The 17,375-nt window shown below is 75.1% G+C and carries 13 protein-coding genes; 12 read left to right on the top strand and 1 reads right to left on the bottom strand.

What is annotated here, in order from left to right:
- Nucleotides 1–31 precede the first annotated feature (31 nt).
- Entirely contained in the window at nucleotides 32–943 is a 912-nt protein-coding gene (locus tag ACYP53_RS18065; protein WP_459648065.1) for a S41 family peptidase, read from the bottom strand.
- Nucleotides 944–1,001: 58 nt separating this feature from the next.
- On the opposite strand from ACYP53_RS18065, the gene ACYP53_RS18060 reads away from it, so the two are divergent.
- The 12 genes from ACYP53_RS18060 to ACYP53_RS18005 all read left to right on the top strand — a co-directional run bounded on the left by ACYP53_RS18060 (nucleotide 1,002) and on the right by ACYP53_RS18005 (nucleotide 17,334).
- Nucleotides 1,002–1,508, top strand: coding sequence for an ArsR/SmtB family transcription factor (locus ACYP53_RS18060; RefSeq protein WP_459648064.1), 507 nt, complete (start codon nucleotides 1,002–1,004; stop codon nucleotides 1,506–1,508).
- A gap of 529 nt (nucleotides 1,509–2,037) precedes the next feature.
- The gene (locus ACYP53_RS18055) at nucleotides 2,038–3,132 is read left to right on the top strand and encodes a sugar ABC transporter substrate-binding protein (RefSeq protein WP_189922666.1); all 1,095 of its coding nucleotides are present in this window, start codon (nucleotides 2,038–2,040) and stop codon (nucleotides 3,130–3,132) included.
- A 168-nt stretch (nucleotides 3,133–3,300) separates the two neighbouring features.
- Nucleotides 3,301–4,089, top strand: coding sequence for an ATP-binding cassette domain-containing protein (locus ACYP53_RS18050; protein ID WP_189922668.1), 789 nt, complete (start codon nucleotides 3,301–3,303; stop codon nucleotides 4,087–4,089).
- Nucleotides 4,086–5,354 carry a sugar ABC transporter permease gene (locus ACYP53_RS18045; protein WP_459648063.1) on the top strand — a complete coding sequence of 423 codons (1,269 nt, stop codon included), beginning with the start codon at nucleotides 4,086–4,088 and terminating at the stop codon, nucleotides 5,352–5,354. The genes ACYP53_RS18050 and ACYP53_RS18045 overlap by 4 nt, the downstream gene beginning before the upstream one ends.
- A 225-nt stretch (nucleotides 5,355–5,579) precedes the next feature.
- Nucleotides 5,580–5,744 (top strand): SflA family class IV lanthipeptide, encoded by a 165-nt coding sequence (locus ACYP53_RS18040; RefSeq protein ID WP_189922671.1) that lies wholly within the window; start codon nucleotides 5,580–5,582, stop codon nucleotides 5,742–5,744.
- A gap of 50 nt (nucleotides 5,745–5,794) precedes the next feature.
- Complete coding sequence (lanL, locus tag ACYP53_RS18035) at nucleotides 5,795–8,374, top strand: class IV lanthionine synthetase LanL (RefSeq protein WP_459648062.1); 2,580 nt, start codon at nucleotides 5,795–5,797, stop codon at nucleotides 8,372–8,374.
- Between the two features lie 485 nt (nucleotides 8,375–8,859).
- Entirely contained in the window at nucleotides 8,860–9,030 is a 171-nt protein-coding gene (locus tag ACYP53_RS18030; protein ID WP_189922675.1) for a thiazolylpeptide-type bacteriocin, read from the top strand.
- Between the two features lie 54 nt (nucleotides 9,031–9,084).
- Nucleotides 9,085–9,285: a thiazolylpeptide-type bacteriocin gene (locus ACYP53_RS18025; RefSeq protein WP_189922677.1), complete on the top strand. Its 201-nt coding sequence runs from the start codon at nucleotides 9,085–9,087 to the stop codon at nucleotides 9,283–9,285.
- Between the two features lie 182 nt (nucleotides 9,286–9,467).
- Nucleotides 9,468–12,164, top strand: a complete 2,697-nt coding sequence (locus ACYP53_RS18020) for a lantibiotic dehydratase (RefSeq protein WP_459648061.1) — start codon at nucleotides 9,468–9,470, stop codon at nucleotides 12,162–12,164.
- A 333-nt stretch (nucleotides 12,165–12,497) separates the two neighbouring features.
- Nucleotides 12,498–13,661: a hypothetical protein gene (locus tag ACYP53_RS18015; RefSeq protein ID WP_459648060.1), complete on the top strand. Its 1,164-nt coding sequence runs from the start codon at nucleotides 12,498–12,500 to the stop codon at nucleotides 13,659–13,661.
- On the top strand, nucleotides 13,658–15,376 hold the full coding sequence (locus ACYP53_RS18010) for a hypothetical protein (RefSeq protein WP_459648059.1): 1,719 nt from the start codon (nucleotides 13,658–13,660) through the stop codon (nucleotides 15,374–15,376). The genes ACYP53_RS18015 and ACYP53_RS18010 overlap by 4 nt, the downstream gene beginning before the upstream one ends.
- On the top strand, nucleotides 15,373–17,334 hold the full coding sequence (locus ACYP53_RS18005; RefSeq protein WP_459648058.1) for a TOMM precursor leader peptide-binding protein: 1,962 nt from the start codon (nucleotides 15,373–15,375) through the stop codon (nucleotides 17,332–17,334). Before ACYP53_RS18010 ends, ACYP53_RS18005 begins: the two co-directional genes overlap by 4 nt.
- Nucleotides 17,335–17,375 lie beyond the last annotated feature (41 nt).

Raw genomic sequence — 17,375 nt, 5'->3', positions numbered from 1 at the left:
TGACAATTGTCAGCGGGAGGGGCTGCGGCTCCTAGACCAGGCGCGTCACGGCCAGGGCCAGTGCGCGGTCGAGGGCCGCGTCGGCGTCGCACGGGACGTCGGGCCGGACGCCGGTGCCCTCCCAGTTGGTGCCCGAGACCGGGTTGACCGCGCGGGCGACGGGCACGCTGAGTTCCAGGTGCGGGTGCACCGTCCAGCCGTCGCGCGGGTGGGCGCCGCCGCGGGTGGCCTCCCCGACGACCTCGGCGCGCCCGAGCTGCTGCAGGTCGTAGGCGAGCTCCTCGGCCGCGGAGAAGGTGTTTCCGCTCGTCAGCACGTAGACCGGTTTGTCGGCGCCGAACCGGGCACCCGGTACGAACGGGGGAGTCCAGGACTGCTCGGCCACCTCGCCCTGCCGCGAGACGAGGGTGTTGAGGTGGGTGCGGCCGTCGAGCAGGTAGCCGCAGACGAAGGCGACCGTGTCCGGGTCGCCGCCGGTGTTGCGGCGCAGGTCCAGGATGAGGGCGCGGGCGGGGGCCGCCAGGGAGAGCGCCGCGGCCAGCGGCTGCGCGGCCCAGTCCAGCGGGAACACCTTGGGTCCGATCTCCAGGACCGCGACGCCGCCGTCGAGGAGCTCCACGCGCGGAACGCCGCCCAGGGAGGAGTCGAAGTCCCGGCGCATCGCGGCGAGTACCGCCGCGCCGCGGTCCGGCGGCACGGGCACGGCGTGGTACTGAAGGGCCAGGTGCAGGTCGCCGTTGACGGACCGCAGGTCCGTGGTGACCGCGTCGGCCAACTCCTCGGCGGATTCGGTCCGGTAGGCGCCCTCGGCGTTCCGGCGCCGCAACAGGGCCGTCAGTTCCCGGGCGGTGTCGGGGAAGACGTAGTGCTCGCCGACCAGGTCGGCGATCGACTCGACGACGACGGCGGCGTCCAGCGCTGGTGGCGAAGTGGTGGAGGTCATGGGAGGGAGTACACCAGCGGGCTTGCCAGAGCGTCAAGCGTACTTAACGCTTGATCTGGTGAGCCATCAATCAGACGAAGACGTCCAGCGGATCAGCACGCCTCAGCAGCACACCGCACTCGCCCACCCCGTGCGCCAGCGCCTGCTCTTCGCCCTGAGCGGCCGGCCGTCGACGATCAGCCGGCTCGCCGCGCAGCTGGGGGTGAACAAGGGCAGCGTCTCCCACCACCTCAGGGTGCTGTGCGAGGCGGGGCTGGTCCAGGACGCGGGAACGCGGCAGGTGCGCGGCGGTACCGAGAAGTACTACCGGCGGACCGCCGAGCGGCTCCTCGTCGCCGAACCGCAGGCCGAGGGCACGGCCGCGCTGTTCGGCGCGGTCGCCCAGGAGCTGGACCGCTCGCCCGCCGACCACCTTCTGACGCTTCGTCACATCAGGCTCAGCCCGGCCAAGGCGGCGCGGCTGGCCGAGGCGCTGGCCGCACTGGTCGACGAGACGGAGGAGGATCCGGAGGGCGAGCCGGTGCACGGGCTTCTGGTGACGCTCTATCAGCAGGCCGGTGTGTAGGGCCTGTTCGCCGGACATCGTGTCGCGGTACGACCGGCGACACGCATCGCCCCCGGCGTGAACGTTCGCTTGACGTTCCGCGGCCCGGATCGGCTCCGCGGCGCGGCGGCCGGCCCGATGGGTGCTCCCGGTGGGTGCGCTCGGCGGGTGCGCTCGGTGGTGCTCCCAGTGGCGGCCGGGCCGGGGGTCCGAGCCGGGGACCGGGTCCGATGCGCGGACTCTATCCCAGACGACACATCTTGAACGCGCGGGGCTCCTGGGTGGCCAGGTAGCGCCCGGCGCCCCGGTGCGGTGCCCCGACGGTGCCAGGTGGGCTGTCCTGCGGATGGTCGTCGTCACCGAATGTTTCCCGGCGGTTTCGTTGCGTGCTCATGACGCCCGGATCTGTGATGTCTGTGTTCAGGAAGATAACGAAAAGGCCCCACGTCATCTCGTCTTGGATTTACTTCTTGACTCCATTCGGCATGTGCGGGTTGACTCCCTCACACCCCGCCGCACCGTCGCGGCGACGTCAGGGAGGCACCCCCACATGAACGCAATGATGCGTCGCGCCGTTATCGCCACTGCGGCCGTCTCGATGGCTCTGTCCATGGCCGCCTGCGGCAAGGCCGGCAGCGACAAGAAGGACTCCGCCGCCTCCGGCGACAACAAGTCCATCGGTCTGCTGCTGCCCGAGAACGCGTCCTCGACCCGCTACGAGTCCTTCGACCGCCCGTTCATCGAGGCCAAGGTCAAGGCGCTGTGCGCGGACTGCAAGGTGCTGTACAACAACGCCGAGGGCAGCGCGTCCAAGCAGAAGCAGCAGTTCGACACCCTGATCGCCCAGGGCGTGAAGGTGATCGTGCTGGACGCCTTCGACGCCACCTCCACCCAGGCCTGGGTCAAGGAGGCCGCCGACAAGGGCGTCAAGGTCGTGGCCTACGACCGCCTGGCCACCGGCCCGGTCGCCGCCTACGTCTCCTTCGACAACGAGAAGGTCGGCGAGCTCCAGGGCCAGGCCCTGGTCGACGCCCTGGCGGGCAAGGCCGCCGACGCCAACGTCGTCATGATCAACGGTGACTCCGCGGACCCGAACGCCGGCCAGTTCAAGGCCGGAGCGCACAAGGTCCTCGACGGCAAGGTGAAGAAGGTCGTCTACGAGCAGTCCGGTGAGTGGAAGCCCACCGTCGCCGGCCAGAAGATCGGCGCCGCGATCACCGAGCTCGGCAAGGACGGCTTCCAGGCCGTGTACTCCGCCAACGACGGCATGGCGGGCGCGATCATCACCCAGCTCCAGGGCGCGGGCATCAAGGTCCCGGTCGGCGGTCAGGACGCCGGCCTCGACGCGATCCAGCGCATCGTCAACGGCGACCAGGCCTACACGATCTACAAGGCCTACCGCCCGCTCGCCGACAACGCCGCCGAGCTGGCCGTCGCGCTGCTCCAGGGCAAGGACGTCAAGTCCGTGGCCACCGCGAGCGTCGACAGCGCCACCGACAAGGGCATCCCGGCCAAGCTGCTCGACCCCAAGGTCGTCACCAAGGCCAACATCAACGACACCGTGATCGCCGACGGCCTCTACAAGGCCGCCGACATCTGCACCGCGGACTACGCCGCCGCCTGCGCCACCGCCGGCCTGAAGTAGCACCGTCCGGGCGGAGCTCCCCCTCACCCCGGGGAGCACCGCCCGCACCGCGCGGCGGGCCACGCCCCGCCCCGGCACCCCCTTTTCGACGTTCACCCGCCCGCCCGCACGGCGCGCGGGCCACCCCGGCCGCCCACCCACCGTCACGGCGAGCGCGGGAAGAAGGAGATGGTTCACGTGACAGGCGCACCCGTACTGGCGTTGCGCGGGGTCTCCAAGCGCTTCGGCGCCGTCCAGGCACTGACCGACGTGCACCTGGAGGTACACGCCGGCGAGGTGGTGGCCCTGGTGGGCGACAACGGCGCCGGAAAGTCCACGCTGGTGAAGACCATCGCCGGAGTGCACCCGATCGACGAGGGAACGATCGAGTGGGAGGGGCAGTCGGTCACCATCGGCCGACCGCACGACGCCCAGGCGCTCGGCGTCGCCACCGTCTACCAGGACCTCGCGCTCTGCGACAACCTCGACGTGGTCGGCAACCTCTTCCTCGGCCGCGAGCTGAGGCGCTTCGGCACGCTCGACGAGGTCGCCATGGAGAAGCGCGCCCGGGAACTGCTCGACACCCTCTCCATCCGCATCCCGAGCGTGCGCATCCCGATCGCCGCGCTGTCCGGCGGCCAGCGCCAGGTGGTCGCCATCGCCCGCGCCCTGGTCGGCGACCCCAAGATCGTCATCCTGGACGAGCCCACCGCCGCGCTCGGCGTCGAGCAGACCGCCCAGGTCCTCGACCTGGTCGAGCGGCTGCGCGACCGCGGCCTCGGCGTGATCCTGATCAGCCACAACATGGCCGACGTCAAGGCCGTCGCCGACACCGTCGCGGTCCTGCGCCTGGGCCGCAACAACGGCGTCTTCGAGGTGGCGAACACCTCGCACGAGGAGATCATCTCCGCCATCACCGGCGCCACCGAGAACGCCGTCACCCGGCGCCAGGCCCGACTCGCGGAGGACGCGAAGTGACCACCGACCAGACCACCACCCCCGCCGCTGCGGCGGACGCGGCCCCCGCGGTCGACCCCCGGCTGCTCGTCCGCGAGGCCGGCCTGGCCGGCTACGTCGCCGAGTTCAAGCGGAAGATGAAGAACGGCGACCTCGGCTCCGTTCCCGTCGTCCTCGGCCTGATCCTGATCGGCGCCATCTTCCAGGGCATCACCGGCGACTTCCTCAACGCCGACATCCTCACCAACATCACCAAGTGGATCGCCGGCCCCGGCCTGATCGCCGTCGGCATCGTCTTCGTGCTGCTGCTCGGCGAGATCGACCTCTCGCTCGGCTCCGTCGCCGGTGTCTCCGCCGCGATCGCCGCCGTGCTGTCCGCGCGCTCCGGCTACAACGAGTGGCTCTCCTGCCTCATCGCGATCGCCGCGGCCGTCGCCATCGGCGCCCTGCACGGCTTCTTCTTCGCCAAGATCGGCGTACCGGCCTTCGTCGTCACCCTCGCCGGCCTGCTCGCCTGGAGCGGCCTGCAGCAGTACGTGCTGGGCGACAAGGGCACCGTCAACGTCGTCAACGACGGCGTCCTGGCCAACCTGGACACCTACTTCCTCGGTGACGGCGACATCGCCTACACCTGGGGCCTGGCCGTCCTCGGCATCGCGCTCTTCGCCGCCGGCCAGCTCCTCGACGCCCGCCGTCGCGCCGCCGCCGGCCTCGCCGCGCGTCCGACGAGCGAGATCGCGCTGCGCACCGGGGTCCTCGCCGCGATCGCGCTGACCGCCGCCTACATGCTCAACCAGGACCGCGGCCTGCCGCTGCCGCTGGTGGTCTTCCTGGGCGTGGTCGTCATCACCGACTTCGTCCTGCGCCGCACGAGCTACGGCCGGCAGATCTTCGCCGTCGGCGGTGGCGTGGAGGCGGCCCGCCGCGCGGGCATCAACGTCGCCTGGGTGCGGATCTCGGTCTTCATGATCTCCGCCGGCATGGCGGCGCTCGGCGGCCTGTTCATCGCCTCGCAGCAGGGCTCGGCCGACAAGCTGCTGGGTGGCGGCAACGTCCTGATGAACTCGATCGCCGCGGCCGTCATCGGCGGCACCAGCCTGTTCGGCGGGCGCGGCAAGACCTGGTCCGCCCTGCTGGGCATCCTGGTCATCCAGTCGATCATCACCGGGCTCGACCTGGTCCACGTCGACCAGGCGATCCAGTACATGATCACCGGCGCCGTGCTGCTCGCGGCCGTCGTCCTGGACTCCGTCTCCCGCCGCACCCGCAAGACCGCCGCACGCTGACCCCTCGGCGCACGCGGCACGGGCCGGTCCGGTACCCACCCCCTCGGGTACCGGGCCGGCCCGCTCGCGTCGTACCCGTGGGCACACGCGGTGTCCACAAACGGAACCACCCTTTGACGTAGGCGGGTTCCCTCCTCCCGGGCCCTGTCGCGGCCTGTCGGGCGTGGCTAGCATGGGGCAGCTCCACGAAAGGTTCCAATGACCAGAACCACAGGGAGGACCCCCATGAGTGCACTGGTGACCGACGTCCGCGACGCCGGCCTGCTGGACATCGACGAGGACGCCATCGCGTTCGAGGACGCCTTCGACGCGGACCTCACGCCGGTCGCTTGTCTCGCCGACCCGTGGGTCACGTACGTCCCGACCCGCTTCCCCTGCGAAGACTTCTGATCCCGGCGATCCGACCGGAGGACAGCGGAACCGGGGGAGGGAACGGACCCTTGAGCACACCACCCGCCCCCGCCCCCGGCTCCGCCGACGGGCTGCGGCGCAGCGTCGAGGCGCTCGCCGCAGCTGCCACCGGTACCGCTGACGCCGCCGCGCGCGGACCGCTGCGCACCGACGGACAGTGGTGGTACCTCCAGGACCGGCGGCTGCCGGAACTGGCGCACGGATGGAAGCTGCACGTGTCCGCCCGCCCCGGCGGACTCGCGGACCTGCTGGGGGTGGTGCTCCCGATCCTGCTGCGCCACACCTGCGACGTGAAGTTCGCGCACAGCGCGGCGGTGCTGCAGGAGCTCAACAGCGGCCGGCACGGCGGCGCCGCCGTCGGGAAGGCCGTGACGGTCTACCCGCGGCCGGACGAAGTCCGTGCGCTGGGGCAGGAGTTGGCGCAAGCGTTGGACGGCTGGGCCGGTCCCGAGGTGGTCAGCGACCGCCGGATCAGGCCGGACTCCCCGGTGTACTACCGCTACGGTCCCTTCCGGGTCACGGAGGAGGAAGCGGAACGCGGCATGGCCGGCCCCGACGGCTCGCGGTTCCCGGGCCTGGCAGAGGCCCGCTACCGTCAACCGCCCTGGGCGAACGACCCGTTCGCGCCGGAGGGCGACTCCGCCCGGACGGCGACCACCCGGGTCGGCGACGGCCGCTACCGCATCACCGCCGGGATCTCCCGCGCGCCCAGCGGCCACGTCTACCGCGCCCTCGAACTCGCCACCGGGCGCGAGGTGGTGGTCAAGCAGGCCAGGGCCTTCGTCGCCGAGGACGGCGCGGGCACCGACGCGCGCGGCCGGCTGCGGCACGAGCGCCGGGTGCTCGCCGCACTGGCGGGCGTGTCCGGGGTGCCTCCGCTGGTCGACTACTTCCGGCACGGGACCGACGAGTACCTGGTCAGCGGCGCCCGCGGCCGGCGCGACCTGCGGCGGGAGGTCCTGACCTCCGGCCCGTACACCGCTGCCGAGGACGGGGGAGAGGGCGAGGGCGGGCGCGACGGCCGGGCGCTGGCGCGCGAGCTGCTGCGGATCCTGGACGCGGTGCACGCGCGCGGCGTCGTGGTCTGCGACCTCAAACCCGCCAACGTGGTGCTCGACCAGGACGGCCGCGCCTCGCTGGTCGACTTCGGCGTGAGCGCCCTGGCCGGCGACCGTCCGGCCGGGGCCACCGCCGGCTACGGCCTGCCGGGCGGCACCGGCCACGACCCCACCGAGGACCTCTACGCGCTGGGCACCACCCTGCACTACGCCCTCACCGGACTCGACCCGGTCGTCATCGACCCCGATCCGGAGACGAACCGCGACCGGACCGTGGCCTGCCTGCGCGCGGCCCTTCCGGAAGCGGACGCGCTGGTGGACCTGGTCGCGGGGCTGCTGAGCTTCGACCCGGCGCGGCGCGCCGAGGCGGCCTCGGGGCTCCGGCGTTCCGACCCGACCGTCCTCACACGGCGCCGGCCCGCGCGGCCCGGGCGCGCGCCGTTGGACGAAGCGCTGGACCACACCGTCACCACCTGCGTCCGGATGGCCCGCGAGCTGGTCGCGGCCGGCCCAGGCACGGAACGGCCGCGCACCCTGCTCTCGCTCTACGACGGCGCGGCCGGGCTCGGCCTCGAACTGCTGCAGCACCCGGAGCGCCCGGACGCCCGCTCCGCCGCCGCCGACCTCGCCCGCTGGACCGCCGCCCACCCGGCCCTCGACCGGCTGGACGACTCCCTGTACCAGGGCCGGGTCGGCGTCGAGCTGTTCCTCGCGGAGGCGGCGGGGGTGCTGGGGACGGAACCGCCGGAGGCTGGCCCGTCCTGCACGCCTGGTCGGAGCGCGGGGACGGGCACGGGGACGGGGACAGATCAGATCGGGGGCGCGGCCGGGATCGGCACCGGGCGGTTGCTGCTCGCGGAGCTTCGCGGCCCGGAGGCCGACGGGCACCGGGAGTCCGCCGCCCGCTGTGCGCTCCGGCTGACCACCGGGCCCCTCGACGAACCCGAGGACGAGCCCAACCCCGGTACCGCCGCCCTCGCGGAGGGCTTCGCCCACGGCCGCGCCGGCATCGCCCACTTCCTGCTCGCCATGCCCGACGAGGCGTCCCGGCACACAGCCCGCCGGATCGTCGACGGCCTCGCCGCCGACCTCCCCCGGATCGCGGACGCCGCGCTCCGGCCCGGTGCGACCCGCCGCTACCTCTCCTGGTGCCGGGGGCTGGCAGGACTCGGCACACTGCTGGTCCAGGCCGGACTGCGGTACGGCGACCAGGAGTTGCTCGACCTGGCCGCCGACGCCGCCGACACCTGCCGGACCCTCGCCCCGCGGACCGCCCAGGTGTACCGCTGCTGCGGCCTGGCCGGCGTCGGGGACCTCCTGGTCGACCTGGCCGTGGCCACCGGGGACAACCGCCACTGGACGGCCGCCGAAGAGCTCGCCGGCCTCCTCCTCACCCGTGCGGGCGGCCCGCCGACCCGGCCGGTCCTCGCAGGCCGGCAGCCGGACGCCGAGGCCCGTGCCTGGGCGGTCGGCACCCCCGGCGTCACCACCTTCCTGCGCCGCCTCTCCCGCCGCGGCGGCCCGGTGCCGGGACTGCTGCCGCTGAGCTGAGCCGCCCCGGCAGGGCACGTGAGAGGTCCTCCGGGAGGCGCGCGGGAGTTCGTCGCGGAGCGCCGGGTGCCTTCCCGCGGAACGGCTGCGAAACGCCCGGCCGAGTGCGCCGGAAATTCCCCCATCGAGCGGGTGCGGACGGCCGCGCCCGCCATTCGGCGTGCTTCTCGATTCCCGCTCAGGAAAAGGTCGTTCGACCGCTGTCGGAGGCAGAACATCGCAGGTCGGTGGCGGATCGCTCAAGCGCCGCTGAAGTGGCGGCGGCGATGCGCCGTCGGGGCACGGACTACCGGCCAAACGCCCGGCGGACCGTATCGCCGGCCCGTTCCCGCGGCCTAGAGTCGACCTCGGGCGGCGCGACGCCAGGGTCCGAGGGATCCGCGGTCGACGCACCCACGGGGGGCCCGGCACATCCCGCAGCACCACCCACCTCGCAGGCGCGTCCCGGCCCGGCCGGCCCGTCTGCCACCTCAAGGGAGTCCGCCATGTCCGACAACACTCTCGACCTCCAGGACCTCGACCTCAGCGAGTTGACCGTCACCTCCCTGCGCGACACCGTCGCGCTGCCGGAGAACGGCGCCTCCTGGGGCTCCTGCTCCTGCCAGGCCTCGTCCTCCTGCGCCCAGCCGCAGGACATGAGCGCCCCGATCGGCTGACGTTCCGTCAGTTCACCGTCCGGCCCAATCCGTTCGAGATTCCGGGAGACCGCAATGTCCGATCAGGCCCAGCGCGAGCTCACGCTCGCCGACGTACTCGACCTCGACAGCCTCGACCTGGGGGAGCTGACCGTCACCTCGCTGCGCGACACCGTCGCGCTGCCCGAGACCGGTGCCTCCGGTGGGGTCAGTTCGAGCTCCTGCGGATCGTCGTCCTGCGGCGTTCCGCACCCGCCGGTCCTCGAGACCTACTGAGGTCGGTAGCAGGGCACCACCCGCACCACCCGTAGGCCCCGCACCACCCCGTGAGCTCCGCAGCACTCGCAAGCCCTGCACCACCGCGCACCTGATACGCAGCAAGGCCGAACCCGGCGCGTTCGCGCGGACGCGCCGGGTTCCTGCCGTGCACCGCCCGAGTCCCGTCGGAGGGAGCAGCCATGCCGAACCGAACCCTGCCACGCCCCTCGCTCCCCGAGGCCCCGGCGACCGCCGCGTACACCGCGCGCCACGCCCTGGTGCGCGCCACCGTCCTCGCCCGGCCCGCGCAGTCCACCGCCTCGGCAGCCGTCCGGAGCCTGCTGGCCGAACTCGGCGCCGTGGAGGCCGTGGACGCGGCGCTGCGGCCCGAGCTCTGCGACGACCTGTACGACAGCCGCGCCGGCCACGACGAGGAGTTCCACCGTCGGATCGTGCTCACACTCCGCCGCGACCTGCACAACGGGCGCCCGCCCCGCCCCGCCCTGCTCGACCGGCTCGCCGACCTGCCGCAGCGCGTCCCCCGGCTCGCCGAGTGGCTGGAACTGCGGCTCCGACGAGCCGAGTTGACCGCCGCGCTGGCGGACGCCGTGCCGCCCGCGCTGGCCGCCGAGCGCGCGGCCCTCGTCGGGCTCTGCGGCGAACCCGCCTTCGCCCGCGCCATCGCGCTCACCAGCGCCGACCTGCTGCGCGCGGTCGCCAACACGGCCCGCGAGGCGGGGGCGACGGGGACGAAGTCCGGGCGGGCCCGTAAGGAGGAGGCCGCCGTGCTGCGCCACGCGCTGCGGGCCACCACCAAGACCAGCCCGCTCTCCTGGTTCACGGCGGTCGGCTGGTCCGCCGGGGACGGGACGGCGGACGGGATGGCGGACGGGATGGCGGACGGGTCGCTGGACGGGACGGCGGACGGGGTAGCGGATGACCCTGCCGGGCTTCCGTACGCGGTGGTCCGGGAGAACCGGACGCTGGTCGCCGCGCTCGTCCAGGCCCTGCTCGACGACCCCCGGCGCAGCCGCACCCTGCCGCACCGGATGGCCGGCGCCGCCCGCGTCGCCGACGGCCGGGCCCACTACCTCCGCAGCGAGGTGGTGTTCGCGGGCGGACGCTACCTGGTCACCCGCGAGGAGGAGGTCGAACTGGCTGCCCGGCCCGAACTGGCGCTCCTCGCCTCGCTCACCGCGACCCCGGACACTCCCGAGCGGCTCGCCACCCGCCTCGCCGCCGCCCTCGGACGCCCGGACGGCGACCCCGCCGTGCACCGCTTCCTCGGCCAACTCCTGGCCGCCCGGCTGCTGGTGCCCACCGACCCGGTCGATCCACAGGCCCCGCAGCCGCTGCGCGGCCTCGCCGACTGGCTCCGGCAGTGGCCGGAGGACGCCGCGTTCGTCGCGGCCGTCGAGCGCCTGGCGTCCGGTACGGCCGAGGTGGCGGACGCGCCCGGTGAGCGCCGGCCGGCGCTGCTGGCCGGCCTCGCCGCCGACTGGCGCCGGGTGCTGGCCGACGCCGGCCGGCCGGTGCCCGAGGACGCCGCGCCGCTCACCGTCCTCAGCGAGGACGTGCACGCGCCCGCGCCGCCGCACCGGCCGTCGCCCAGTGCCGCCGACCGGGTCGCGCTCGCCGAACTCACCGCACTGGCCGAGCTGTTCGACCACGGCCACCTGATGCGACGGGCGGCCCGCGACCGGTTCGTGGCCCGCTACGGGATCGGCGGGGTGTGCGCCACCCCGTGGGAGTTCGGCGCCGAGACCGCCCAGGCCTGGTCCGAGATGGCCGTTCCGGACGAACTGAACGCCCTGCGACGGGAGTTCGCCGCCGTACCGGAGACGGACGGCGAGCTGGTGCTGCCCGCCGACCGGGTCCGCGCGCTGGCCGGCCGGCTGCCCGGCTGGACCGCCGCCCGACCGCTCAGCTACTCCTGGTTCGTCCAATGCGACGCCGCCCAGGGCCTGTTGGCCGTCAACCACGTCTACGGCGGCTGGGGCCGCTTCACCAGCCGCTTCCTCGACGCCACCGCGCCCCGCGCCGCCACCGACGTCGCCCGGCAGATCCGCCGGGGCCTCGGCGAGGGCGCCCGGGCCGCGCAGGTCCGGCCGGTCGGCGGCTTCAACGCCAACCTGCACCCGCTGCTGCTGGACGAGGAGATCGGCCCCGACCGGCGGTGGACCGGCCTCACCGAGGACGACCTCGACCTCGTCCACGACCCCGCCACCGACCAGCTCCGCTTCCGGCTGCGGAGCACCGGCGAACCGCTGGACGTCCTCTACCTCGGCTTCCTCGCCCCGATCATGCTGCCCCAGCGGCTCGCCCCGCTGCTCGCCGACCACCCCAACGGTGTGGTCGACTTCCGTCCACTGCTGCCCCGCACCGCCGTCGACGCCCCCGGCGGCACCGTCACCCGCACCCCGCGCATGCGCCACCGGCACGTCGTCCTGGCCCGCCGCCGCTGGCAGCTGCCGCCCGCCGTCCTCGACGCCCTGCGCGCCGACCTCGCCGCCGACCCGGGCCCCGACGGCGTCCCGGCGCGTACCGTCGCACGCTGGCGCGCCCGACTCGGGCTCCCCGAACAGCTCTTCCTCCACCCCGTGCAGACCGCCGCCACGACCACGGGCACGCCCGCCGACGCCTTCGTCGCGCACCTGCGCGCCCCCAAGCCGCAACCCGTCGACCTCGGCAACCCGCTGCACCTGTGCCACCTCGCCAAGTGGCTCACCCGCTACCCGAACGGCGTCGTGCTGGAGGAATCCCTGCCCGCCGTCGCCGGCACGGCGGAACCGGCCCGGGCGGTCGAGCTCGTGGTGGAGACCTACCGCCCGGGCCGGGCGGGCGTCGGTGGTGGCGTCGCCGTCGACGGCGGCGCTGGTCCGGAGGGGGCCCGGTGAGCCGCGTCGTGATGCGGCCACGACCGGCCGGTGCCGCGCCGGTGAGGCCGGTGCTCCGAGCGGTCTCCGGCTCGGCCGCGAAGGGGCCCGGCCGCCGTCCGAGCCGGCGGCCCGAGGGGGCGGGTGTGCGGTCGCCCTCCCGGGCGTCGCGCTCCGGTGCCGGAGCTCCGGGGCGCCCGGATCGCTGCCTCCCCGCCCGCCGTTCTCCGTCCCGCTCGCCGTTCTCCGGTCCGTCGGCCGTTCTCCGGTCCGTCGGCCGTTCTCCGGCCCGTCGGCCGGTCCCGTGTTCGTTCGTCCGTCCCAATCCGTCCCGCAGCGCTGAGGAGGCGTCCGATGAGTGATCCGGCCGACGGCCCGGAGGCCGTGACCGCCCGTGATGTGGTCCTGACCTACTACCAGCCCGTCAAGGCCCGCGCGCTGCGCGAAGCCGTACTGCCGCAGGCCCGGCAGGCGGCGGCGGAGGGGCTGGACGCGCACGTCGAGCGGCACTGGCGGTTCGGCCCGCACCTGCGGCTGCGGCTGCGCGGTCCGGGCCCGCGGGTTGCCGTCGCGGCGGAGCGGGCGGCGGAAGCGCTGCGGGCGTGGACGGCGACGCACCCGTCCGTCGCCGACCGGACGGACGAGCAGCTGCTGGCCGAGGCCGCCGTCGCCGGACGGGTGGAGCTGGTCGCGCCGCCGTACGGACCGCTGGTGCCGGACAACACCGTCCGGGTGCTGCCGGTCGATCCGGCCGAGGAGGCCTCGCTGAACGCCCTGCTGGGCGCCGAATCGGCCGCCCTGCGCGACGAGTTGCTCGGCCGCGGGCTGCCCGCGATCGGCTCCGGGTGCGACTTCCTCGGCGCGCACGGCGACGCGTCCGAGGCCCGGGTGCAGCTGGTGGTGGCGGCGCTCGCGGCGCACGCCACCGCGCACCCGGACGGGCTGATCGGCGGCCACTACTCGATGCTGTCGCACCTGGAGGACTTCCTCGTCCACGAGGACCCGGACGGCAGCCTGCGGGCCGCCTTCGAACGGCGCTGGGAGCGCGTCGGCGACGCGGTCACCCGGCTGGTGGGCCGGATCACCGACGGCGGCGCCCAGGGCTGGGAGCGGGACTGGGCGCACTGGTCGGCCACCGCCTGGGCCCGGGCGGAGGGCCTGCTGGCGGCCGGGGCCGACCTCGGCGGCAGTCGCGAGGAGTACCGGGAGCGCGCGGCCGGCCTCGGCGACCCGGACACCGCCGCCCGCTGGGACTTCGACCTGCGCACCCGCTACAGCGAGTTCCACCGGCTGCTGCACCGCTCCGACCCCGCCGGCACGATGTGGACCCGCCCGGACTACCTGATCTACCGGGCCTGCACCAACGGCCTGTACCGGCTGCTCTCGATCTGCGACGTCCGGCCGGTGGAGCGCTACCTGGCAGCCCACCTGGTGGTCCGCAGCGTGCCCGCGCTCACCGGGCACCGGTGGCAGGACCGGGTGGACGAGGTCATCGCCGTGGTGGAGGGCGCCGCATGACGGGCGACGGGTCGGCCACCGGGGTGGTTGTCGAGCCCGGCGCCGTACGGCCCCATCTGCGGCCCCACCTGCGGCCCGGGGTGGCGGTGACCCCGCTCCGGGAGGGCCTGCACCTGCGCGGGCGCGGCACCGGCCTCACCCTGGAGGGCAGCCGCGCGCTCCCGGAGCTGTGGAAGCTGCTCGCCGCCCGGCTCGCCCCCGGTCAGGAGGCCGCGGAGCCCGTCACCGAGCCGAAGGTCGCGGCGGCGCTGGCCACCGTCACCGCCCGGCTGCGCGAGCACGACCTGATCGTGGACCACCCGGCGGGCGCCCGGCTGCCCGACTGGCCCGGCGCGGTGGCCGACGAACCCGGCGTCGCCGCGGCGGCCCTCGCGGCCGCCCGCCCGGTGGTGGCCGCCGCCGACCCGGACGGCCCGCTGGGCCGTGCGGTGGCCCAGGCCCTGGCCGCGGGCGGGACGGCCGCACCGACCGTGGTCGCCGAACCCGGGCTGCCTCCCGGGCGGGTGGTGGCCTCGGCGGGCGAGCCGCCGGTCGCGGTCGCCGTCCAGTGCGGTACGGACGGCGGCTTCGTCACCGAGCCCGCCGACCCGGGCCGCGCCCGGGCGGACGCCACCGCCCTCGCGGCCCGGCTGGGCTCCGACCTTGGCGCCGACCCTGGCACCGTACGAGCCGTCTCCGCCCTGCCCGTTCTGCTCGCCGCCGCCGCTGCCCAGCGGCTGCTCTGCGCGGTAGCCGGTCTGCCGGACCCGGGTGAGCCGGGCGACGACCCGCGCCTGCTCGGCGGCCGCCCCGCCGTCCTGCTCGCCGAGGCCCGTCCGCCGCGCGCCGAGCACCACCCGTGGGCAGCCGGCCCGGGCCCCGTGGCCGCACCGCCCGGGGACCTCGCCGAGGCGCTTCGCCGGGTCACCGCCCTCGGCGACGCCCGGCTGGGCGTCCTCGACGCGCCGTCCCCCGGTGGCCTGCCGCAACTGCCCGCCGCCTTGGTCTCCTGCGGCACGCCCACCGGCACCCTGGTGGCCGGCGCGGCCCGGACGGACCTCGCCCGGCTGGCCGCCGCCTGCCGGTCCGCGGAGCTCCACCTGGCCGCCGTCGACGGGGGAACGGCGCCGGTGGTCGGCGCCGACCCGGACCACGCCCTCGGCCGGGCCCTGCGCCGCGCGGCCCTCGCCCGGGCCGTGCCGACCGGTCCCGCGCTACCGGAGGCGGCCTGGCGGGAGCATCCGCAGGCGGCGCACTGGTGGGAGACGCTGGCCCGCTGCCTCGGCCGCTCACCAGAATTGACGGTCCGTCAATTCACGGACGCCCGGGTGTTCCAGGCGGAAGTCGAAGGTGCCCGGGCCCTCGAAGCCACCCCCGCCGACGCCGTCGCCCACGCCGCTCTGGCCGCCCTCACCCGTCTGCTCGCCCGGTCGAGCGGCCTGACCGCTGCCCACCGCACCGCCCTCACCGGCGCGGCCGCCCCGCTCGCGGCCGCGAGCCGCCACCCGGCCGCCTGGACCGACGAGGGCTGGACCGACCGCTGGCTCGCCGAACTCGCCGACCATGAGGCGGACTTGCGTGCCGACCTGGGCCGGCTGACCGGCCTGCGCACCACCCCCTGGCGGCCGGCCACGCCCGCGGCCCGCGCGTTCGCCGGCGCCCTGGACGGCTGCGGTTTCACGGCCCTCGTCCCGGCTCCCGGTCCGGCATCCGTCTCGGCAGGAGACGCCCGATGACCGACCTGCCCGTCCTCACCCCGGCGCAGGCCCTGGCCACCACCAGCGGTACCGCCGTCGTCCACCTCACCGAATGGACCCTCGGCCTCGCCACCCGGCTCAGCCGGCACGCCCTGGACCACCCCGTACGCCTGGTGCCGGTACGCGAGGACGGCGCGCTGACCCTGGTCGGCCCGGTGCTGCACCCCGGCGCGCCGGCCTGCCTTGGCTGCACCGAGTACCAGCGGCTCGCCACCGCCGGCGGCCGGGTGCCCTGGCAGAGCCCCGCCCTGGCGCTCGCGGGTACAGGCACCCCGGCCTTCGGCGCGGCGGTGGCCGCGCTCGCCGCCGAACTGGCCGAAGCCCCGACGGGCGATGCGGGCGATACGGGCGATACGGGTGGTGCTGACGATGAGGGTGATGCGGCTGTCCACGTCGTGAACGGCGCCCGCGCCACCTGGTCCACCCATCGGGTCCGCCCCGTCGGCGGCTGCCCGGTGTGCCATCCGCTGCCCGCCGACTCGCCCGAAGCCGCCCGGCTGCCCGCGACACCCCGCCCGCTGCCCGACCCGACCGTCCTGCGCGGCCCCAACGACCGTACGGGAGCCGAGCGGCTGCGGGCCGAACTGTACGACGAACGCTTCGGCCCGGTCCGCCGACTGTTCCGTACCGAGGACTCCGCCTTCGCGCTCACCACCGCCTGGGTGGCCGACGGCCGGGCGGTCGACGACGGCGGGTACGGGCGGGCTGCGGACTTCCGCTCCAGCGAGCGGGTGGCGCTGTTCGAGGCCGTGGAACGGTACGCGGGCATGCGGCCGCTCGGGCGCCGGACCGTCCTGCGGGCCTCCTACGCCGAGCTCGCACGCGACCTCGGCCCCGGAGCGGTCCTCGACCCGGTCCGGCTCGGCCTGCCCGACCTCACCCACCCCGGGCACCCCGCCGCCACCGCCACCGCCACCGTCCCGTACCGCCCGGACCTCGTACTCGACTGGGTCCACAGCTGGTCGCTCACCCACCGCCGCCCGGTCGCCGTCCCCGAGCACGCCGCCTACTGGGAGCTGCCCGACCGCGAGCGCCCCCGCGTCGTCTACGAGTCCTCGAACGGCTGCGGGCTCGGCAACAGCCCCCAGGAGGCAGCGCTCTACGGCCTGTTCGAGGTCGCCGAGCGCGACGCCTTCCTGATGGCCTGGTACGCGCGCACCCCGCTGCCCGGCATCGCCGTCCCCACCGAGGACCCGCAGATCGCCGACCTGGCCGCCCGGGCCCGGCTGCTCGGCTACCGGCTCACCCTGCTCGACGCGACCAACGACCTCGGCGTCCCGGCGGTGCTCGCCCTCTGCCGCCACGCGGGCCGCCACGCAGGCCGTCATGCCGGGCGCCCCACCGACAGCCACCCGGACGCCCCGCGCACCTTCCTGGCCGCCGGCGCCCACCACGACCCGCTGACGGCGATCCGCTCCGCCGTCGCCGAGGTGGTCACCAACGTCCAGGAGGCCCCGCACCGCTCCACCGCCCCGGGCGGTCCGCGCGATCCGGAGCGGCTGCGGCCGATGCTGGAACGGCCCGATCTGGTCGTCGGCCTGGACGACCACGTCGGTCTCAACGCCCTGCCCGAGGCGCAGCCCCGGCTGGACTTCCTCTTCGCCGGCCCGCCCCCGGTGCCCTGGCGCGAGCGCTGGCCCGAGGCCCCCGCCCCGGTCGCCGACCTGACCGAGCTGCTGGAGCGGACGGTCACCCGGCTCGCCGGGGAGGGCCTGGAGGTCCTGGTGGTCACCCAGGACGAGCCCGGCGTCCGCGACCGGCTCGGCCTGCACTGCGCCAAGGTCATCGTCCCCGGCGCGCTGCCGATGACCTTCGGCCACCTCAACCGGCGCACCCGGGGCCTGCCGCGCCTGCTGGAGGTCCCGTACCGGCTCGGCCGCACCCCGGGCCCGCTGCGCCACGACGAACTGCCGCTCCACCCGCACCCGTTCCCTTAGCGCCCTGGAACCCTCGGAGCCCCAGCCGTCCGGGAAGGACA

Source organism: Kitasatospora sp. Ki12, from assembly GCF_054601375.1.
The sequence above is the reverse complement of the archived record's forward strand: the minus strand, read 5'-3'. Positions and strand labels throughout refer to the sequence as shown.